The organism is Romboutsia sp. 1001713B170207_170306_H8, assembly GCF_015550495.1.
In the GTDB taxonomy this organism is placed as follows: Bacteria; Bacillota; Clostridia; order Peptostreptococcales; family Peptostreptococcaceae; genus Romboutsia_E.
Genome location: NZ_JADNAX010000013.1, coordinates 23833 through 46735 on the forward strand (window position 1 = coordinate 23833; position 22903 = coordinate 46735).

General features: G+C 26.8%; 20 protein-coding genes, 1 tRNA gene and 1 pseudogene. 5 read left to right on the forward strand and 17 right to left on the reverse strand.

Features of this window, described 5'->3' with window-relative positions; all coding sequences use genetic code 11:
* Positions 1–79 precede the first annotated feature (79 nt).
* Entirely contained in the window at positions 80–1204 is a 1125-nt protein-coding gene (locus tag I2A66_RS15170; protein WP_195251928.1) for an aldo/keto reductase, read from the reverse strand.
* A gap of 236 nt (positions 1205–1440) precedes the next feature.
* Between I2A66_RS15170 and I2A66_RS15175 the strand changes: the two genes are divergently transcribed.
* Entirely contained in the window at positions 1441–2007 is a 567-nt protein-coding gene (locus I2A66_RS15175) for a cupin domain-containing protein (protein WP_122639727.1), read from the forward strand.
* A 111-nt stretch (positions 2008–2118) separates the two neighbouring features.
* Here the strand turns inward: I2A66_RS15175 and I2A66_RS15180 are convergent, their stop codons facing one another.
* Together I2A66_RS15180 and I2A66_RS15185 are read right to left on the reverse strand one after the other, a co-directional pair.
* Positions 2119–3462 (reverse strand): MATE family efflux transporter, encoded by a 1344-nt coding sequence (locus tag I2A66_RS15180; protein WP_147516092.1) that lies wholly within the window; start codon positions 3460–3462, stop codon positions 2119–2121.
* A gap of 198 nt (positions 3463–3660) precedes the next feature.
* Complete coding sequence (locus I2A66_RS15185; RefSeq protein ID WP_122639730.1) at positions 3661–4470, reverse strand: HAD family hydrolase; 810 nt, start codon at positions 4468–4470, stop codon at positions 3661–3663.
* 262 nt (positions 4471–4732) lie between these two features.
* On the opposite strand from I2A66_RS15185, the gene I2A66_RS15190 reads away from it, so the two are divergent.
* Positions 4733–5053 (forward strand): hypothetical protein, encoded by a 321-nt coding sequence (locus I2A66_RS15190; RefSeq protein WP_195251929.1) that lies wholly within the window; start codon positions 4733–4735, stop codon positions 5051–5053.
* 160 nt (positions 5054–5213) lie between these two features.
* Positions 5214–5289, forward strand: a tRNA-Asn gene (locus I2A66_RS15195).
* Between the two features lie 34 nt (positions 5290–5323).
* On the opposite strand, the gene I2A66_RS15200 is transcribed toward I2A66_RS15195, so the two are convergent.
* From I2A66_RS15200 to I2A66_RS15255, 11 genes and pseudogenes are all read right to left on the reverse strand, one after another.
* Positions 5324–6265: an ABC transporter ATP-binding protein gene (locus I2A66_RS15200; protein WP_122639734.1), complete on the reverse strand. Its 942-nt coding sequence runs from the start codon at positions 6263–6265 to the stop codon at positions 5324–5326.
* Positions 6258–7337: an ABC transporter ATP-binding protein gene (locus I2A66_RS15205; RefSeq protein ID WP_207734792.1), complete on the reverse strand. Its 1080-nt coding sequence runs from the start codon at positions 7335–7337 to the stop codon at positions 6258–6260. Before I2A66_RS15205 ends, I2A66_RS15200 begins: the two co-directional genes overlap by 8 nt.
* Positions 7338–7345: 8 nt before the next feature.
* Positions 7346–8359 carry an ABC transporter permease gene (locus tag I2A66_RS15210; RefSeq protein ID WP_122639738.1) on the reverse strand — a complete coding sequence of 338 codons (1014 nt, stop codon included), beginning with the start codon at positions 8357–8359 and terminating at the stop codon, positions 7346–7348.
* Positions 8352–9305, reverse strand: coding sequence for an ABC transporter permease (locus I2A66_RS15215; RefSeq protein WP_147516095.1), 954 nt, complete (start codon positions 9303–9305; stop codon positions 8352–8354). Before I2A66_RS15215 ends, I2A66_RS15210 begins: the two co-directional genes overlap by 8 nt.
* Before the next feature lie 84 nt (positions 9306–9389).
* Positions 9390–11012, reverse strand: coding sequence for a peptide ABC transporter substrate-binding protein (locus I2A66_RS15220; protein WP_147516096.1), 1623 nt, complete (start codon positions 11010–11012; stop codon positions 9390–9392).
* A gap of 184 nt (positions 11013–11196) precedes the next feature.
* Positions 11197–11802 (reverse strand): annotated as a pseudogene (locus tag I2A66_RS17325) (DUF3786 domain-containing protein).
* 383 nt (positions 11803–12185) lie between these two features.
* Complete coding sequence (locus tag I2A66_RS15235) at positions 12186–14024, reverse strand: sensor histidine kinase (protein ID WP_195251931.1); 1839 nt, start codon at positions 14022–14024, stop codon at positions 12186–12188.
* A gap of 60 nt (positions 14025–14084) precedes the next feature.
* A complete protein-coding gene (locus I2A66_RS15240; protein WP_195251932.1) occupies positions 14085–14723 on the reverse strand; it encodes a ligand-binding sensor domain-containing protein in 639 nt (212 codons plus the stop codon).
* Positions 14677–15363, reverse strand: coding sequence for a ligand-binding sensor domain-containing protein (locus I2A66_RS15245; protein WP_195251933.1), 687 nt, complete (start codon positions 15361–15363; stop codon positions 14677–14679). The genes I2A66_RS15240 and I2A66_RS15245 overlap by 47 nt, the downstream gene beginning before the upstream one ends.
* A gap of 240 nt (positions 15364–15603) precedes the next feature.
* Positions 15604–18762, reverse strand: a complete 3159-nt coding sequence (locus tag I2A66_RS15250) for an FtsX-like permease family protein (protein WP_195251934.1) — start codon at positions 18760–18762, stop codon at positions 15604–15606.
* Positions 18763–18771: 9 nt separating this feature from the next.
* The gene (locus tag I2A66_RS15255; protein WP_147516101.1) at positions 18772–19473 is read right to left on the reverse strand and encodes an ABC transporter ATP-binding protein; all 702 of its coding nucleotides are present in this window, start codon (positions 19471–19473) and stop codon (positions 18772–18774) included.
* Positions 19474–19697: 224 nt separating this feature from the next.
* Between I2A66_RS15255 and I2A66_RS15260 the strand changes: the two genes are divergently transcribed.
* Complete coding sequence (locus I2A66_RS15260; RefSeq protein WP_122639749.1) at positions 19698–20264, forward strand: TetR/AcrR family transcriptional regulator; 567 nt, start codon at positions 19698–19700, stop codon at positions 20262–20264.
* Positions 20265–20327: 63 nt separating this feature from the next.
* Here I2A66_RS15260 and I2A66_RS15265 read toward each other — a convergent pair whose 3' ends face one another.
* Entirely contained in the window at positions 20328–20855 is a 528-nt protein-coding gene (locus I2A66_RS15265; protein WP_122639751.1) for a dihydrofolate reductase family protein, read from the reverse strand.
* 93 nt (positions 20856–20948) lie between these two features.
* Between I2A66_RS15265 and I2A66_RS15270 the strand changes: the two genes are divergently transcribed.
* On the forward strand, positions 20949–21890 hold the full coding sequence (locus I2A66_RS15270; RefSeq protein ID WP_122639753.1) for a helix-turn-helix transcriptional regulator: 942 nt from the start codon (positions 20949–20951) through the stop codon (positions 21888–21890).
* A 50-nt stretch (positions 21891–21940) separates the two neighbouring features.
* On the opposite strand, the gene I2A66_RS15275 is transcribed toward I2A66_RS15270, so the two are convergent.
* Both I2A66_RS15275 and I2A66_RS17330 read right to left on the reverse strand, forming a co-directional pair.
* Positions 21941–22825 (reverse strand): FAD-dependent oxidoreductase, encoded by an 885-nt coding sequence (locus I2A66_RS15275; RefSeq protein WP_330615492.1) that lies wholly within the window; start codon positions 22823–22825, stop codon positions 21941–21943.
* Entirely contained in the window at positions 22786–22899 is a 114-nt protein-coding gene (locus I2A66_RS17330) for an FAD-dependent oxidoreductase (RefSeq protein WP_122639757.1), read from the reverse strand. Before I2A66_RS17330 ends, I2A66_RS15275 begins: the two co-directional genes overlap by 40 nt.
* Between the last annotated feature and the right edge of the window lie 4 nt (positions 22900–22903).

Below are 22903 nucleotides of genomic sequence, written 5' to 3' on the forward strand. Positions count from 1 at the left end.
GATATGATAGGTTATGTTCTTCACATAATTTTACCATAATATCCTACTTTAAATAAATATACTTCTATCAATTTTATATTTATTCTTCACTTTCAAATGTTTTAGCTACATCTTTTAAAAATTCTGTGATTTTTATATGTTGAGGACAGCTTCTTTCACACTTATTACATTCTACGCACTCTGATGCTTTTCCATATCTCTTTGTAAGATTTTTATAGTATACTCCTTGTGTGGAAAACCCTCTATTAAATTCTTGTTTTTCAGTATTATAAAGCGCAAAATACTGTGGTATTGGTATATTTTTGGGACAACCTTCTACACAATATTGACATGCAGTACAAGGAACTACTATTGAATTATTAATCATATCAACTGCTTTATTAATTATATCGAACTCTTCATTATTAAGAGCTTTAAAGTTTTTCATATATGCTGTATTGTCTAATAATTGATCCATAGAAGACATTCCACTGAGAACCATTATTACATTTTCATGACTTGCAGCAAATCTAATTGCCCAAGAGGGTACTGACATATTTTCATTATAATTTTTAAATAAATCTTCTACGTATTTAGGTACTTTAGCAAGTGATCCACCTTTTACTGGCTCCATAACTATAACTGGCTTATTATGTTTTGTCGCTACTTCGTAACATTTTCTAGACTGAATACTTTCATTATCCCAATCTAAGTAATTAATCTGTAATTGAACAAATTCTACTTCTGGATGCTCACTCAATATCTTATCTAATAAATCAGCACTATCATGGAATGAAAATCCTATATGTTTTATTTTTCCTTCTTCCTTTTTATTTTTTATAAATTCAAAAGCATTAAATCTTTTTGCTGTTTCATAATTTGTAACCCCTAAATTATGAAGTAAATAGTAATCAAAATAATCTAAACCTGTTTTTTCTAATTGCTCATTAAATATTCTTTCTAAATCTTCTTGATTCTTCAAAAACATAGTAGGCATTTTTGTTGCAACAGTAAAACTTTCTCTTTTATGTCGCTTTACTAATGTTTCTCTTAGTATATTTTCACTTTCGAAGTTATGGTACATATATGCCGTATCAAAATAAGTAAATCCTCTTGCTATAAAAGTATCTACCATCTTATTTACTTGTTCTATATCTACATTTGATTGATTATTTTCATCTATAAGCGGTAAACGCATAAATCCTAATCCCAATTTTTTTGCCATACTTTAATCCCCCTTTGTATGAATTTATTTATATCTTACAATATTAATCTTAGTACTTAGAGTTAGCTCTAAGTCAAGTAAATTTCATATTAATCTAGATTTTACTTATACTCTTTTTTATCCAATACCTAATATCTCTAAATATACTCAGTATATTTACATATTTATAATAATCTTTATCATACAATATTTTAGAGTCTAAAAATTTTGAAAGTATTTAAAAGGAGTAACTAAGTATGTATTATAATCTTATAAGATTATATAATTATTACAGTAATTCACAAATATATAACAGATATCCATATTTTGCATGGTCAAATCCACAAATGTTTTATATGTATCAAAATAATCTATGGAATGAGAGAGAAATCGATCAGCCTAATACTGAAAAGAATAGTATCAAGCTAAGTGATTATGGACCCGAACCACTTGTAGTAAATCTTGAAAATGCTGCTGAAAAGAATAATAGATTTAGAACAGTAATCTGGACAGGAAATAACTTACAAATTGTATTAATGAGCATTCCAGTATCATACTCAGTAGATCCTTACCTAACAAAAACAAGTGATCAATTTATACATACATCATCTGGTACAGGACTTATAAAAATCGGTACTAGTCAGAATGAACTCGATTATCAAACATACATTAATAAAAATTCATCTGTTATAATACCTTCTTGTAAGTGGGTCACTATCTTAAACTTAGGAAATGTTCCACTTAAACTTTATATAACATATGCACCACCTGAATTCGCGAATAACACTATGCATGAAACTAAAACAGATTCACTTAAAAAATAAATACTGGATGGTTATATAACTTTATAATTGATATAAAATACCCATACATAATTATATATAATTATGTATGAGTATTTTTACTTTTATATACATATTCAATTGAAAACTATATTATTCATATCTAAAATTTTTACTTAACCAGTTACCTTTAGAGTAGTAAATAATTGTAAATATATTTGTAACTATCCATGTAATAGGATAGCTTAAGTAAACAATATTTATATCTTTATAATGAGATATCATAACACTTAGCCATAATATTCTAAGTCCACACATACATATAGTTCCAATTATCATAGGAATAAATGTTTCTCCAGCACCTCTCATTACGCCCATTAAAACTTCATTTATAGCATATATACTATAAATAGGTACTATCCAATATATAAACTTACTACCTTCATTAATTACATCTAAGTCTTTAGAGAAGATTCTTATAATATCACTTGCATTAAATAATATTATACTTCCTATGATAATAGTCAAAGAAACGCATATTATCATACTTATATTTTTTCCTAATTTTACTCTATCAAATTCACTTGCACCTACATTTTGACCTACAAAATTTGATACAGCTAAAGCAATAGCTGAAATTGGCATATATATAAATCCTTCAATCTTATAATATATTGTATATCCTGCCATTACATTTAACCCAAATATATTTACCTTTGATTGAACTATTATATTTGCAAAGCAAACTAAAACTGACTGTATACCAGTAGGTATACCTATTAATAAAATTTCTTTAAGAATCTTAAAATCTATTTTTATTTTATTAATAAATAATTTATACACTTCACTAGTTTTTATAAGCTTAATTAAAATTAATATAGAAGAAACAAATTGTGCAATAGTTGTTGCCATTGCTACTCCTGCTACACCAAGTTTAAATACAACTGCAAATACTATATCTAAAATTATATTTGTAATTCCTGATATTGCAAGGTAGTATAGAGGTGTCTTGGAATCTCCTACAGCCCTTAATATACCACTCCCCATATTAAATATCATCATAGGTATCATGCTTATAAAATATATCTTTATATATGTAATTGCAAATGTCAATACATTATCTGGTGTATTTATCCATCTTAAAAACATACCACCAAACGTTAAGCCTAAAACCATAAGTAAAAAGCCAGATATTAAACTAAGCGCTATTATAGTATGAACTGATTTATGTATTTTATCTTTATCATTTTTCCCAAAAGATTGAGAAATAATAACACTTGCTCCATTCGATATACCTATAAAAAAGTAAATCATAAATACTACTATTAAATTACATGACCCTACTGCCGCTAATGCATTTGCACCTACATATCTACCTACTATTGCAACATCTACTGTATTATATAGCTGTTGAAAAAGATTAGATATTAGTATAGGAATAGCAAATAAAGTAATCTGCTTTGCTATATTACCTTCAGTCATTTGATTACTTGTCATCTAAAATCCTCCCAATAAAAATAAAAAGCCAATGAGATTTTTAACTGTATAATTTGTAAAATCCCTTTGACTTTGATAATATTTCTCAATTATTAAATAATATATCATATTGCTTAAACTTATTCAATGTTTTTCTAATTAATAAAGTGATCTGCATAAAAAGTACTAAATTTTCATGAATCTCACTTTTTCATTTATTTATAAAGCATTTTCTTTTTGTAGTATATATTTTTCAATCCCTAAAGCTACACCATCATTATAAACTGTGTCTGTAATTTCTTTTGCATACTTTTTAACGTCATTATTAGCATTCCCCATTGCTATACCACACCCAACTGTTGATAGCATCTCGATATCATTTTCTCCATCTCCAAATGCATAAGTATTTTCTATAGGTACATTAATATATTCTAATGCTTTTAATATACCTGCTGCCTTTGTACTTTCTTTAAAGTACAATTCAAGATGTATCTGATTTATACTACTAAAATATCCATACTCTGGAAAATTATTTATAAACTTTACACATTTATTCATAGTATCCTTGCTAAGGCATAGCATCTCAACTTTATGAATATCAAGCTCTTCTAGGTTGTATTCTCTCTTAAAATACTTTTTAGACATACCCACTTTATCATAAAAATCATGTAATTCTTTATGTTCATTTTTTACATATGAGTATTTTTCACCTTCTAATACATATTGAATATTATCTTGATCTAATTTAGATACTAATTCTTTGATAAATTCATTATTCATAGGCTTACTATGAATCGTTTTTCCATCTATCATTACATGAGCACCATTAGCTAAAACAAATCCATCAAAACCAAAATCTCTTATTTCTTTGCTTAAAAAAGCATACGGCCTTCCTGTTGCAATAAATACATAATCTCCTCTTGATTGTAAATTACGTATTACTTCTTTTACCTTTGGTGTAATATCTCTAATACCTGCAAAACAATCTATTAAAGTTCCATCTATATCTAAAAATACCGCTTTTCTCATAATAATCCCCCTTCATTTTTTCTCATAATAATCCCCCTTCATTATTAGTCATTATCATTTTATATTTTGCTCTCTCTTTTACTATTTTATAGAAATAGAACTTTCTTGTCAATTTGAGAGGATTCCGCTAAAATAGTATTTACTATTATCATATATAGAATAAAGGGGAGTTTATATAAATAAAGTGAAAAAATATAGTTTAATATTTATTTTTATAATATTTTTAGAGATTGAATTATCAGTAAATTTTCTATTTAAACAAATGGATTCAAAGTTAACATCAATAGTAATGTATAATAATTCAATTAAAATCATGAACTCTATTTACAATATAGAGGATATAACCAATGTAGAGTTGCTTGATAAAGTAATACTTTCAGGAGGTTCAGGTAGTAATACTCCTAATACCAATAATGGATTTTATAAAGTTAATGGAGATAATTTTAAATCCAAAGTATGTATCCATAATAAAGTAAGCCCTTTTATAAGAGTTACTACTAAAGATTTGGTAATTATTTTTAATGAAAATAATTCAAATAAAACTAATGCAATTTATAAGGAGTTAGTAAAATTAGTAAAATAAGATAGTTTATAAAATAAAGTATATTTTTAATAGTAAAAAAGATCATCTTATATTGCTACTCATTAGTTTGTAATATAAAATATTAATAAAATTAAATAAACTAGTTATAATAATAACTGTAAGGGACAGTTAAAAAATTTCTATTTTATATAAAATATTTGGGAATATGGCTCAGTTGGTAGAGCAATTGACTGTTAATCAATGGGGCACAGGTTCGAGTCCTGTTATTCCCGCCAATAAAAAAACTCTTAGTTTAAACTAAGAGTTTTTTTATTTTGACTTAGCCACACTCACCCATTTTTTTAACTCCTCTTTTGTTGCTAAAACACTATGTGTACCTTCAATTAAATGCTCTACACCTTTAGAATAATCAACACCTTCTTCCTTTGCATCGTAACTAAATGTAACACGTTGTTTTTCAACAATAGGATTTGGAGAAGGAATAGCACTTAATAGTGATTTTGTATATGGATGAATAGGATTTGAGAATATCTCCTCTGTAGTACCAGTCTCTACAATATAACCCAAATGAAGAACTCCAATACGATCAGATATATACTTAACCATACTCAAATCATGTGCTATAAATAAATATGCCGTGTTAGTTTCTTTTTGAATTTTCTTCATAAGATTTACAACTTGAGCTTGTATTGACACATCTAGGGCAGATATTGCTTCATCTGCAATGATTAAATCAGGGTCCATAATCAAAGCTCTAGCAATTCCTATACGTTGTCTTTGCCCTCCAGAAAACTGATGAGGATATCTATATGCATGTTCTTTGCTTAATCCTACTTTTTCTAATATATTATATACTTTTTCATCTCGTTCTTGTTTTGATGCACACATTTTATGAATATCTAGTCCTTCTCCAATAATATCTAATACTTTTTTCCTTGGATTTAAACATGCCATAGGATCTTGGAATATCATTTGCATCTTAGTTCTAAGTATTTTTATTTCCTCATTACTCATTTTTCCTGATATATTTTTTCCATTAAATATTATATTTCCTGATGTTGGCTTATATAATCTAATTATGCTACGTCCTGTTGTAGATTTTCCAGAGCCAGATTCTCCAACAAGTCCATAGGTTTCTCCTGGATATATCTCAAAAGAAATACCATCTACTGCTTTTACCGTAAATTTACGATTAACTTTAAAGTGTTGCTTTAAATTTTCAACTATTAATAGTGGTTCCACATTACTCACTTAGACCAGCCTCCTTTCTCATTTTAAGTAGGCGTTTTTTTAAAGATTCTGGCATTTCTATATTTGGTGCATTTTCATGACATAACCAGCTAGCTACACGATGAGTTCCTCCTACATTAAATATTGGGGCTTCTTTTCGATAATCAATATTTAATGCATAAAAGTTTCTAGGAGCAAAGGCTTCACCATCTATTTTTTGTATAAGATTAGGAGGTGTTCCTGGAATAGTGTATAACTCATCATCTTCCGTTTCTAAATCAGGCATAGCGCTAAGTAGCCCCCAAGTATATGGATGTCTTGGATCATAAAATACTTCTTCTATACTTCCTTTTTCAATAATTTTTCCTGCATACATAACAGCAACATAATCGGCTACCTTAGCTACAGCTCCTAAATCATGAGTAATATATATTACAGATAAATTTCTTTCCACTTGAATTTTTTTAATAAGTTCAAGTATTTTAGCTTGTATTGTAACATCTAAGGCTGTTGTTGGTTCATCACAAATCAATACCTCAGGCTCACAGCTAAGTGCAATAGCTATGACTATTCTTTGGCGCATACCACCACTTAATTGATGTGGATAATTTTTCATACGTTTTTTAGCATCTACAATTCCAACTTCCTCTAAAAGATTTACTGCTTTATTAAAAGCTTCTTCTTTTGATAAATGATGATATATCATAGCTTCCATAACTTGTTTTCCTATTGTCATAGTAGGATCTAAGCTTGTCATAGGATCTTGGAATACCATTGCAATACGTCTACCACAAATATTTTTCCCCATCTCTTTTTTACTTAATTTGACTATATCTTCTACAACTAAGTTACCATCATTTTCTTTATCATATGTAAACTCAATCAATCCACTTTTAATCACTCCATTTGAGCTTATATTTCCCATAATTGCCTTTGTTGTTACTGATTTACCAGAACCTGATTCTCCGACAATGGCTATAGTTTCACCTTTGAATAAATCCAATTTAATACCTCGAATAGCATCTATCATTCCTCTTCCTGTTTTAAAAGATATTGAAATATCTCTAATTTTTAATACTCTTTGTTTTCCCATAATAACACCTACATTTCTTTCATTTTTGGATCAAACGCATCTCTAAGTCCATCAGCCATAAGGTTAAAACTTAGCATCAATAAAGCAAGAATTATAACTGGAATAATAACCATATATTGAGATACTAAAATAGATTTATATCCTTCATTAATAAGTGTCCCAAGTGATGCAGTAGGAGCTGGTATTCCAAGACCTATAAAAGCTAAGAATGCTTCATAAAATATTGCATTTGGTATAGAAAACATTGACATAATTATCAATTGACCAAAAATATTTGGAAGAACTTCTTTAAATATTATGAAAAAGTCACCTGCTCCAAGAGTTCTAGATGCTAAAATAAATTCTTGTTCTTTTATTTTTAAAACTTGAGCTCTTGTAATACGGGCCATGCCAATCCATCCAGTTAGCATTAAAGCTAAAATTATTGTATATAAAGAAGGCTTAAATATTAGCATTAATAATACTAAAATTACTAAACTTGGTATACTATTTATAATTTCTTGGAAACGTTGCATTACATTATCTACAACACCTCCAAAATATCCACTAATAAGCCCATATAACATTCCAATAAAAATATCAATAAACACAGCTGCTATTGCAACATATAAAGAAATTCTGCAACCTGACCATACACGAGTCCATAAATCACGTCCTAGTGTATCCGTACCAAAATAATGATATGTATCTTTAAAATCAGGGTTATCATATTTATTTACATTATTTACCTCACCATCAAATATACCAATTTTCTCTATAATAGGAATTCTAGGTGCCATTGATTGCTCACTAGTTGAAACTTTATCAAATTTATATTTACTAATCATAGGACATATAATAGCAAGAGCAACAATAACTAAAATACATATACCACCAATCATAGCTCCTTTATTATCCGTAAAACGATTTAAAACATCTTTAAAAAAAGGAGTATCAGGAATGACTTCATCTTTATTAATATCATGTTTATCTCTAACTAACTCAAAATCATCATTTTTAAATTCATATTTTTCACTACTCATTGCTACTCCCCTTTCCTAGTCTAATTCTTGGATCTATTATTCCGTATAAAATATCAACTAATAACATAATTACCACATACATAACACTGTATATAAAAGCTACTGCCATTGTAACATTATAGTCATTTACAGTTATAGCTTGAACTAACAAACTTCCAAGACCTGGAATACCACATATTTGTTCAATTACCATACTTCCTGTCATAAGGGCTACTAAAATTGGCGCAAGAACAGTAATTATAGGAACAAGAGTATTTCTAAGAGCATGTTTTTTTATTAATGTTCTTCTGTCTAATCCCTTAGACTCTGCTAAAAGTATATAATCACTTTCCATAACTTCAATCATCTCACTTCTTGTAAATCTAGCTACATTAGCAATTACAGAAACAGAAAGCGCTATTACTGGTATAATTGCAGATTTTATTGGATGTGAAGAATTATAAAGTATTGGTAGTGCAGGCATTTTTACTCCAAATATAATAAGTAAAATTAAACAAAATACAAAAGATGGAATGCTAACACCAAAAACTGCAACTACTGTAGATAACGAATCCAAAACTGTATTACGATTAAGAGCTGCAAATATCCCTAATAAAATTCCTAAAATCGTACCTAATATTACAGCTGCTAATCCTATACCAAAACTAATTGATATACGAGGTAAAACAAGACTTGATACTGGAAGATTTCTTGAAATACCATAAGAAATTCCAAAATCACCACTTAACATATTTTTAAAATACACTACAAATTGCTCCCATATAGGTTTGTCAAATCCATATTTAACATAAATTAAAGCTTTTTGTGTTTCTGTTAACTTTTCATCATTAAAAGGTGTACCTGGCATAAATTTTAGCATAACAAATAGTACAAATACTATTATCATAAGTGTAATAGCTGACATAACTAATCTTTTGCCAATATATTTAAGCGTCGATTTATCCATAAATTCCCCTACTTTCTATTCCTAATAAACAAACACATTATGGAAAAACACCACAATGTGTCTGTATATAATACTTAATTTCTATTACTCAACTATCTCAACATTTTTATAGATATATGGTACACCCACAGCATGAGTTTCAATACCTTTTACATTTTCGCTTATTAAGCTAGCTCCTCCAACTTGGAATATAGGAGCCACTGGATAGTCTTGCATACAGATACCTTCAGCATCTTTTAATAACTGCCATCTAGTTTCCATATTTTGTTCATTGCTAGCTTCTTTAATCTTCTCATCATATTCTGCACTAGAGTAATCTCCATAGTTATATGAGTTACCAGTAGTCATTAAATAAAGATAAGTCGTAGGGTCAGCATAGTCAGGACCCCAACGAGTTAATGATATGTCGAAATCACGTGCTTTTTGCATTTCTATACGATTATTCTTTTCTTGAGCTACCATTTCAATAATAAGCCCCTCAAGTGTTGATTGTAAATTAGATTGAAGGTATTCAGCTGCAGATTTTGCAGGATCTGCATTATCAAATAACATAGAAAGTGTAATTGACTCTACTCCTAATTCTTTAAGTCCAGCTTCCCAAGCTTTTTTAGCTTCTTCTACATTTGTTTCAATATAAGTAGGTGCTGTTTCTCTATAATCTTTTCCATCTGGACCTGTTGTAAGTTCAGTAGGAACAAAACCATTAGCAACTATAGAACCATCTTTTAATACATTATTTACTAAGTCTTCTTTATCAATTGCTAAAGAAATAGCTTTTCTAATATTAGCATTTGCTAAATACTCATTTGCATAGTTGTACTGGAAGTACCATAAATAACCTTCTAACACTTCTGTGTATGTACTTGAGCCTTTATATTTATCAACTAAATCTTTATTTAACTTAGTAAAATTAACGTCTCCACTTTCAAATGCTAAAGCAGAACTTGATAAATCTTTTACAATATTGAATACTAACTTATCAACCTTAACTGCATCTGCATCATAATAAGATTCATTCTTTTCTAAAACGTACTTACTACCAGTTTCCCAACTAGTCATTTTGTAAGCACCGCATGCAAGCATATTTTCTGGTGTTAATGCGTATTGATCACCTTTTTCTGTTGCAAATGCCTCATTTATTGGATAGAATACAGGAAAAGACATTAAGCTTTCAAAGTATGCACAAGGCTTAGAAAGTGTTATTTCTAAAGTAGTATCATTTATAGCTTTTACCCCTAGTTCACTTGCTTCTTTTTCTCCAGAAGTTACGGCATCTGCATTAGCAATACATGCTCCATCTTCACCATATAAATAATTGTACTCTGCATCAGCGCTTGAAGCTGTTCTTTGCCAAGCATATACAAAGTCATTTGCAGTTACTGTTGTTCCATTATCCCACTTAGCATCTTTTAACTCGTAAGTATAAGTTAATCCATCTTCACTTATCTTTGCTTTATCCTTAGCTAATGCAGGAATAATATTTCCGTCTGCATCTACTGTTAACAATCCATCAACTGTAGCTTGAATTGCCTCAAAAGATGATCCGTCTGTAGCATAGCTTGAATCCATCGATATAATATCTAATTCTTTTGCTAAAGTAACTGTTTTTCCATCAAATGAATCATTTGATGAGCTACAAGCGACTAAAGAAAATACCATTGTCAATGAACATAATGTTACTAATATTTTTTTAAACCTTCTTTTCATTGTACGTCCCCCTATTTAATATATATATTAATTGTATATTTATGTTTTAAAAAGGTTAATTATTTTTCTTAATTTTCTGAATTTTTATTAAATTCCAATTTTTTAGCTTTACTCTATACTAATACTAAAAGACATAGGTATAATTAAGACTTTGTAATTATATCTATGACTTATTATAATTTATTTAATTAACTAGTTTATTAGATATAGAATACCCTATTCCAATTACCGTTTCTATATGTACTAAATATGATATTGATGAGTCATATAAGATAGTAGCATTAGGTGAAATTTCATCGTCACCTTCCCATATTGCTATGCAGATACTTATTTTAGGAAGTATTTTAAATTCATATCCTTTATCACCTAATTTAATATATTTTGCTCCTAAGTTTACTACTCATTTTTCAAATTCATCAATGTTATACCCAAATATATTTATAAGTTTTTTTATTGATGTATTATAAAAAGCTGGATAAAATAACGCCCCTCCATTTGGAATTTCTTTTAAGCTTACCCATTTATTAGTTTTGTTTATATTTTCAGTTGAGTATGTAAGATAGTTTAATATAATTATAGAGTCATCAATTAGTGGCTCATGTTTATCTTTTTCTCTATGTATTGTTTCAGTTTCAATGTCTAATATGTAATCTTCATTTAAAAAATTTACAATAAATTGCTTGCTTTCTTTGTTATACTTTACATCTAGCCTTTTTGATATATCAAATGGATCTAGTTTTTTTAATCTATACCATTCATTTTTATATGCAACTTTATAATTACTTTCCATATATAATCTCCCTTACCCCTATATAATAATTTTATAATTTTTATATTAATTCTTGTAACCTACGATATCCTTTCATAGTATCATCCTTCATTTTCTCGTTACATATAAAATAATTATTTTTCAATTTTACAATAATATATGTCTACTAGTAATATATTTTTCATATTGTTTTCTATGTTAATTTATTTATTTTATCAATATAACATATCTTATTATAAAAATATCATTTCTAATAGAAAAATTCATATACAATAATTTCTTTTTTATATATTATCTTTATTTCTACTAGGTATTTTTACTTTTATTTTATTAACTATACTCTCTAAATTATTACTCAATAATTTAGCTCTTCAATTGTTATATATAATTATTTGTTATATTATTTACTCACTGTATACAGGAAGTACTATTATAAACTCACTCCCTAAACCAACTTTACTATTTACATATATATATCCACCATGAAGTGCAATAAGTTGTTTAGTTATAGTAAGTCCCAGTCCACTTCCACCTTTTTGTTCGGAATTTTTATCTACCACTTGATTAAATCTATCAAAAATTATATTTTGATTTTCTTCACTAATACCTATTCCATTATCTTTTACAACTATCTTTACTTTATCACCTAAGTCCTCTATTAATACTTCAATTAATCCTCCTTTCGGTGTAAATTTAACAGCATTGCCAACTAAATTTATAATACACCTTTCTATATCAAATTTATCACATCTAATTGACTTTTCTTCTACATCAGTATCAAAAATCAATTTAAGTCCTTTTTCTTCTATATAATCTTTCATATCAAGAACTGTTTCTTCAACCAAATAAACTATATCTTCTCTTTGTTTATGTATTATATAGTTATTATTTTCAATCTTTGTATAATCAATTAAATTGTTTATTAATCCCAATAATCTATTGCAGTTTCTATCCATTATATCCATATAATAAGAAAGTTTTTCAATAGTTATAAATTTATCATTTTTAATAAATGATCTTATTAATTGATTTATACTACTTAATACATTCAAAGGAGTTCTCAGCTCATGTGATAGATTAATAAAGTAATTATTTTTATTTTTTTCTAATTCTAGTACTTGATTGAACAATTGTTCATTTTTATCCATTTCTTTTCTTAACTCATAAGTTCTTTTATTAACTAATCTATCTAACTTTTTAACCTTATTTGCATATGCATATATTGCTAAAATTATTAAAATATAATAAATGAATATAGCATATTTACTTTTCCAAATAGGTGGATTAATAGTAAAAATTACAGAGCTTTCTTCACTTTCTACTCCATGATGTGTTATTGTTTTTACTTTTAAAGTATAATCTCCTGGTGCTAAACTTGCAAATACAAGTGAATTGCTATTAGTTACACTCCAATTATCTTCTAATCCTTCTAACTTATAGTAATATTTAGTTGTTTTTGTATTTTTATAGTCATTTGTAAAAAAGCTTATTTTTATATTATTTTGATTAAATTTAAGCTTTATATTTGATATATATTTTTCATTTATACCATTTATCTCAAAGTTATCAAATATAACTTTTGGCTCAAATGTAGATAACTCTATATCATCTATATTAAGAACATTAAATCCATTTATACCACCAAAATATATAGATCCATCTTTACTTTTAAAACATGACCTTCCATTAAATTCATTAGACTGAATACCATCTGTAACTGTAAAATTGCTAAATACTCCTTCTTTGATTAAAAATTTAGATATACCACCATTTGTACTCATCCATATATCATTATTTTTATCAACTAATATTCCATATACAGTATTATTTATTAAACCATCATTTTCTGTATAATACTTAAATTTATCTGTGCTTAAATTTAGGATATTAATACCATGACTAGTTCCAACTAATATGTTTCCATTTAAATCTTCAGTTATATATCTTATAGAGTTGTTACTTATACTATCATTATCATTATTTTGATATATTTTATACTCCTTAGTGTCTGGATTTATTTTAATTAATCCTCCTTCTAAAAAGCATCCAATATAATAATTTCCTTTTGAATCTTCATATACAGCTCTTATAAATTTATCTGATACTCCTATGTTATCAAGTATATATGTAACATCTATAATTTTTTCATTATTTACATCTAATATCGCTAATCCTTTATTAGTTCCTATCCATAGGTAACCTTTAGAGTCTATAAATAAAGACCTTATTTTATTTGATGGCAAACCATCTTTATCTGTATAATTGGTTATAGTATACCCTTTATCATCATTTTGAACTAAAACCTATAATCCTTCATTCGTACCTATAAATACATAGTTATTAAATCCAGTTATATCTTCTATTAAGTCACTAATAATATTACTATTTTCTTTATTTAAATGTTTTATTATATCTCCATTTATAACATTTACTCCATTTTCATTAGTACCTATCCATAACGTTTTATTATCATATTCATATATACCATGAATTATATTTCCACTTAAACTATTTTCATCATATGGATTAGATTTAAAATGAATAAAGTTACTATTTGGATTAAATAATGATATACCACTATAAGTACCTACCCATATAAGTCCACTGCTATCTTTTAGTAAACAAAATGTTTCATCATCTATCAAACTATTGTTTTCATATGGTTCTTTATTATAGGTTGTAAATACTTCTTTCTCATAATCAAAGTTACAAATACCTTTATCAGTAGCAATCCAAAGCTTTCCTTTTGAATCAAGTAATATATCTTTTGTATTATTACTTGGGATTGAAAATTTATTTTCACTATTTTTGTAGTTATCAATACTTTTATCATCTAATTTTATCTTAAATAATCCATTATCTAATGTACAAATCCATATATTCCCTTTTGAATCATCATATATATATATTATATACTTCACTATTTCCAATTGTATCTTCATATCGTTTAATTATCTCTAAATCTTTATTTAATTCTATTAATCCATTATCTGTTCCAACCCATATATTCCCATATAAATCGTCTTTAACCGAATATATATATTGACTAGGAAGTTCATTTTCTAAAACCCTAACAAACTTATCATTTTTTTCATCATATAAATTAAGACCATCTACTGTAGATGCAATTATTTTATTATCTTTAGTACAAAGAATTTGCCATAAGTTATTATTATATAAATTTCCACTATCTTCTTTTGAATAGTAATTCTTTACCTTATCTGTATCAGGATTTATTTTACTTAGTCCTCCTATAGTCGAAACCCATATGTATCCATTTTTATCTTCTATAATATCAACTATATAATTATTTGCTATCGAATTTTCATCATACTTATCGTGTTTATAATGCTTAAACTCATATCCATTATATCTGTTTAAACCATCATTAGTGCCTATCCATATATATCCTCTACTATCTTGATATATAGATTCTACTGTTGATTGAGATAATCCATCTTCAATTGTTATATTTTTGAAGTTAAGACTTTCACTTATATTTGCATAACTTGTATCAACTTTCATAAATGAAAATATAAATACTAAAACTAAAATCATCTTTATATATTTATTTTTTATCATAATTCACCTTTAAATTCTTGATATTAAGCGACAAATTTCTGTTTTTATTGCTATTTACTATTTCAGTATATATTAATTTAATCTATTATGCTAGTTAAAATTAACATGGAAATAATTTTTATATTAAAAAAAATATTTATTCTATCTATATATAATAATTTCAAATAAATTCGCTTTGCATTCTTATAAAAAAAGAGCAATTATTTTAAACTATAAAATAATTGCTCTTTTAATTTATTATTATTCATTAGACTTTAACGCATCTATCATATCAACTTTCTTTAACTTATTATGCATCATAATCATAACTATCATTGAGAATAACATTGTTATTAAAGCAGAAAATACATAACTATTTATAAATATATCTGGATACATCATCATAGTGTCTGTTTCTGATGTGTAAAGTATAAAGGCATGAAGTATCTTTCCTAAGAATGATCCGGCTAGTATTCCAAATAATGTAAGTATTACATTTTCTCTTAATATATACATAGTAACTTCATTATCATAAAATCCTAATACTTTTATAGTAGATAATTCTCTTATACGCTCTGATACGTTTATGTTATTTAAATTGTATAAAACTACAAAAGCAAGACTTCCTGCAGATATTATTATTACTAACATAACCATATTTAAATTTGCATTAGATTCTTCACTAGAAGCTTTTATATCTGACATTAATGTAACATTTATAACATTTTCACAATCCATAAGCTTATTAGAAACTTCTTCTTTATCTATACCTTTATTAAAGTTTAAAAATTGTGAATTGTACTCTGCATCTTTGCCAAATATCTCTTTGTAATATGAAGGAGACATATACATATAATGTGACAGATAATTCTCAGATATATTAGAAACTTTTACATCTAGTAAGTCATTATTTTCATCTTTCATAGTTATGGTGTAACCAGCTGATGTACCTAATAAATTAGCTAACTTTTCACTTATAATAACGCCATCATCTGATATTTTATATTTTTCCCTAGATTTTCTATTATTTAATACTATGAAATTATCAAACCTATCTGTACTTTCTGGAACATATAAACTAACACTTTGCTTATTCATTCCCTCTTTACTAAATGTAACCGATTCTTGATGTATATTTAATTTACTTTCATATCCTTTTAAATTATTTAAAGTATTGTTATATTCTTTATTTTCTTCTTTATTATAAGTGTCATCAAAAATCACCATAGCATCATACTTCCATAATTTATCAAATTGTTTTTCTAGTATAACTGTATTAGAATCCTTCAGGGCAAATCCTGTAATAAGCATTGCCATACACCCAGATATTCCAAGTACTGTCATTATCATACGTTGCTTATATCTAAAGATATTTCTAAATGTAACTTTTTGATTAAAGTTTAACCTACTCCATAAAGGTTTAATTCTTTCTAATAGTATTTTCTTACCTAGCTTTGGTGCCTTTTGTCTCATAAGATTAGATGGTGTACTTTTAAGTTCAACACTTAATACGAATAGTGCAGCACCAACTGTACATAATATTGATATTAATATAGATTGAACTATATATGATGGATAATAGTATACAGTTAATCTTGGTAAATTATATAAACTTTTATATGATTCATTAATTACATTAGGAAGTATAGTACATCCTATTAAGATACCAAGTATACTACCTATGATACTAGCTAAAGATGCATAAACTACAAACTTTCTAGATATTTCAAAGTTATTATATCCTAGGGCTTTAAGAGTTCCTATTTCACCTCTATTTTCTTCTACCATTCTTGTCATTGTTGTTAAACAAATCATAATAGCTACTAAGAAGAAAAATACTGGTAAAACTGATGCTATACTATCTAAACTATTTATTGCATCTTTAAGACCCGAATATCCAACATTATCATTTCTATCAAAGAAGTAATACTTTCCTTCTTCTATATCATTAAGTTTATCCTCTTCTTTTTTTATGTTTTCTTTAGCTTCAGTTAATTTAGCTTTATTTTCATCTATTTCTTTTTCACCATCAATTAAACTTTTTTCTGAATCTGCTAGTTGTACTTTAGCCTTATCAAGTTCTGCTTGTCCTTTTAGTTTGCCTTCCTCTAGTTCAATTTCTCCTTTTGAAAGTTCAGCTTTGGCACTATTTAACTGTTCTTGAGATTCTTTAAGTTTTGCTTCACCTTCAGTAAGTACACTTAACTGTGTTTCATATTGTACTTTACCTTCTTGATAACTTACAATACCATCTAGTAAAGTTTCAAAATTAGGCATTTCACTAGATATATTATTTTTTAAATCATTTAAATCTTGATCTGGATCAATACCTAAATTTAAAAACTCTTGTTTTGTATTATCTAATGTATTCTTGGCATTGATAAGATTAAGTTTACCTTCTTCAATAGATTTCTTTTGCTTTTCAATCTCACTTTGCGCTGCACTTATTTCACTTTTTCCTTGTGAAATATTTGCTTCACCTTCTTTTATCTGATTTTTATATTCTTTTAAACTTTGATCATACTTAACTTTACCATCTTCAAGCTTTACTTTACCATCTTCTATTTCTTTTTGAGCACTTAAAAGTTTAGATTCATTTTCTTTTATTTCTTTATACGCTTTATCAAGCTCTTCTTGAGCGTCTTTCTTTATTTCTTCAACTCTCTCTAAACCTCTTTTTGAATATAAAGCTTCAAGATATTTAGTGTTTTCCTCCATTTTATCTTTATACTCATCACTGTAAGTGTCTATATTTTGAAGATTTTTAAATCTTACATATATTTCTGTATAAGCGTCCACTTCTATGTCTTTACTATTTAATAAAGCAAAGTAATCAATAGTCCCTTTTCCAATAGTTGTTGTTCCCCTTGATTCTTTTTCCATATACATAGGACTTCTTACTATACCAACGATTTTAAATTCCTTTTGCTTAAAAGAATTCATAGTTTCTTCATCAGTATCAATTACATAAGTATCTCCAATTTTCAAACTCTTATCTACCTTTAAAGCTTGTTCATCTAATGCTATTTCACCACTATTTTGAGGTAGGTTTCCATCTAATATAATGTAGTCATTTATATTATTATCTTTATTATACTCCATAAATTTTACTACACTATTTTTATTAGTAAGATTAGCATCTATTGTATGAGAAGCATAGTAATCTAGTATCTTATCATTATTTTCAAGTAAGTTTAAATCACCTTCTGTCAATCCTAAACTTGATACTATTTTACTGTCCATAAGTTTTTGATTATTATACAATTCGTTTACAGATTCATTTATATCAGGACCAGATGATTTAATTCCTGCATAAAAAGCTACACCTAACAAAATAATTATTAATATTGAAGCAAATCTGGCTTTTGAAGATAAAATTTCTCTTATAATGGATTTCTTATATGCTTTACTATTTTTCACATTTCACCTCTACCACTCAATATTTTCAATTGGAAGTGGATTTTCATTTACTTCAATACTTCTGACCTTCGCATCATTAATTCTTATAACTCTATTAGCCATTGGTGCTATTGCTGAGTTATGTGTAATCACAATAACTGTAGTTCCCGTATTTCTGCAAGTATCTTGTAGCGTTTTTAAAACTTGCTTTCCAGTTTTATAATCAAGTGCTCCTGTTGGTTCATCACAAAGTAAAATTTTAGGATTCTTTGCAATTGCTCTTGCTATAGAAACCCTTTGTTGTTCACCACCCGATAATTGAGATGGGAAATTATCTTTTCTATGACTAAGACCTACTAAATCAAGTGTTTCATCTACATCAAGCGAATCCTTTGAAATTTGTGTGGCTAACTCTACATTTTCTTTCGCTGTTAAGTTTTGTACTAAATTATAAAATTGAAATACAAATCCTACATCATGTCTTCTATATTTAGTAAGTTGCTTATTACTAAACTTTGATATATCTGTTTTATCAATTATAATCTTACCTTCATCACATGAGTCCATTCCACCAAGTATATTAAGTACAGTAGATTTTCCTGCACCACTTGGTCCTAATATTACAACAAACTCCCCTTTTTCAATAGAAAAGTTAATTCCGTTATTAGCTACTATTATATCGTCTCCGACTTTATATCTCTTATATGTATCAATAACTTCTATATATGACATTTTAACCTCCCTTTTTATGATAAATACATATTGTTATACAAGTTATTAAATAGACACTTTGTATATTTAATACTATAATATATTATAAATATTTAAGAAATTATAGACAATAGTCATATAAAACCATACCGTTATTAAATAGACATTTTTTTATTTTTTGTTTATTTAATAACATCTTACTTAAAATTGACTTATATAAAATATTTATCTTAAGGAGTATTTAGATGTCTGGAGTTAAAGGAAATCGTAGAGTTATATATACTAAGAAGGTTATTAAGGAAAGTTTAATTGAATTACTTCAAACGAATGAAATTCATGAAATTACAGTTACTAATATATGTAAAAAGGCCGATATTAATAGAGGAACTTTTTATACTCATTATAATGATGCATTTGATCTTTTACAATCTATGGAAGATGAATTATTTGATAAAGTAATTGAATATTTAAATGAAACGCCTTTTGAGGAATATACAGATGCATTGTTAATAAAAGTACTTGGGTTAATTGCTAAAAATAAAGATTTATGCAAAATATTATTCTGTAGACAAAGAGATTCTAGAATAATTGATAAAATATTATATATATCAAGTAAAGCAAATATTGAGCAAGTTATTAGTCGATCTAATAATATTAATGAATTTAATTTTGATTATTTAATAAGATATTCCGTTGGTGGTATTTTAGCTATTATACAGGTATGGCTAGAAAATGATATAGTTGAATCGCCTAGTGAAATAGTTAAAATAATAAATGATATAAATAAACTAAATCATAATTGCTTCAATTAATTACTTATTAAATTAAAATTATAGCTATAAGCTTATACTAATGCTTACAGCTATAGTTTTAGTTTACTTATTTATCTTTAAGTATTTTAAAATTATAATTCCATCTTCTATTGAATAATAATCCAAATGTAAGTCTATTTTAGTATTATTACCTAAAAATAAAGGTCTACCTTTTCCTAGAACTGTAGGTATTATTCCAAATATATACTCATCTATAATATTTTCTTTAATAAATTCATCTATAAGAACCCCTCCGCCGAATAAGTATATATTCTGCCCTTTATTTTTTAAGTCTAATATTACATTACATATTTCATTATTTATAAAATGAATATTATCAAAATCTTCTTTATCTTCTGAAGTTGCTACGTATACCTTCTTATTTTTGTACTCTTTATGCATATTTTGCTCATAACATCTTTTTCCCATTACTACTATATCTATATCTTTTAGAAACTCATCATGGCTCCATTTATTTTCTGTATCTAGCAAGCTATTGTTATTTCCAATTATCCAATTATATCCACCCTCTTCATCTGCTATATATCCATCTATGCTCATTGCTAAGTTTAGTATTATTTTTCCATTCATATTTATTCTCCTTTATTATACTTATATATTGATAGAAAATAGATTATAATATATAATAACTGACATCTTATGTCATATTAGAGAGGAAATTTTATGAAAGCAGATAGATTAATTTCAATTTTAATGTTATTACAAATACATAAACAATTAACAGCAAGTGATTTAGCTAAAAGGTTAGAAGTATCTGTTAGAACTATTTATAGAGATATCGACTCTTTAAGTTCCCTAGGTATCCCAATATTCACCAATAGAGGAACTAATGGCGGCATAAGGCTTTTAGGTGATTATAAAACTAATTTAACTGGCATTAATAAAAATGAACTTTATTCTTTATTTTTACCATCTGGAAATAAAATTTTAGAGGACTTAGGTATTGAAAAATTAAAAGATTCTACTATGCTAAAAATTCTAGAAAATTCTTCTATTGATCAGATAAAAGAAATTGAAAATATTCAAAACTACATTTATATTGATATGCATACTTGGAGCAAAAGCCCTATTACTACTAATAAATATGTTTTAGGTATTTTGCAAAAAGGAATTTGGAATCATAATATCTTAAAAATGATATATAGAAAAATAGATGAAACAAAAGAAGTAATCTTAAAGCCTTTTGGTCTAGTTTGTAAAAGAGGTACTTGGTATGTTATAGGTGAAAATAATGACATTATCAAAACTTATAAAGTTAGCTCTATTGAGTCTGTAATTTTAAATAAAGAAAAGTTTGATAGACCTAAATGTTTTAATTTAGAAAATTATTGGAAATGTAGTACAACTAAATTTAAAAATTTAATACCTAAATATAATTTTACGTTTAAGGTTAATCCTTCTATTATAAATCATATAAAATCAAGGCCATTTATTACTATTCTTAAAGAAAATAACAATTATATTGATATAAGCTTTGATTCTTTATTTCAAGGAATAGAATTTGCTTTTGGATATGGTAAGGATATTGAAATAATACACCCTATTGAAGCTATAGATGAAATAAAAAGAAAAGCTTTAGATATAATTAACTTATATAAATTATAAATAAAATATCTCCTATAAATTAGGGTATATTTTATTTATAATTTTAATTTTTAATATATATCTTTAAATAAATGTTTATTTTCGTCTATATATTTTTCGCATTCAGTTGCAGCTATTGCTCCATCAGATACTGCTGTAACTACTTGTCTAAGGGATTTTTGTCTTAAATCTCCACAAGCATAAACTCCTTTTATATTTGTATTCATATTATCATCAGTGGTAATATATCCATAATCATCTAAATCTATAATATCTTTAAATATATCAGTAGCTGGTATATAGCCTGCTAAAACAAATAAGCCAAAAGCTCTATCTTCTTTTGAAAGTTCATATCTACTTTTTTCATTTGTAATATTATTTATATACTCTATATATGTTGGTTGAGCTTCTCCTCCTAGTTCTACTATTTCAGTATTAAATTTAACTTCTATTTTATCATTTTCTAAAACTCTATTTGCAATAGATTTTGCACAAGAGAACTTAGGCTTTCTAACAAATATATTCACCTTTCTTGCAATTCTTGCAAGGAATAAAGATTCTTCAGCTGCAGAATATCCTCCACCTATTACGAATACATCTAAATTTCTATAAAAGTTACCATCGCAAGTTGCACAATAAGACACACCTTTTCCATAAAATTTATCTTCACCTTTAAAACCTACTTTTCTAGGCTTTGCTCCAGTGGCAATTATAATTGATTTAGTTTTAAAAACAGCATTTTTAGTTTTTATTATTTTTATTTTTTTATCTAACTCCATAGATATTACTTCACTATACTCAAAATTAACACCAAAGCTTTCAGCTTGTTTTCTCATAGTATCAATTAAACTAGGTCCATCAGTTTCTATTATTCCAGGATAATTTACAATTTCAAAAGTTGTAACAGCTTGACCACCTAAGTATTCCTTTCTATTATTAATGTATCTAAGACTGATCTTCCTGCATAAATTCCAGCAGATAATCCAGACGGTCCTCCACCGATTATTATTACGTCATATAACTTATCCATGTCA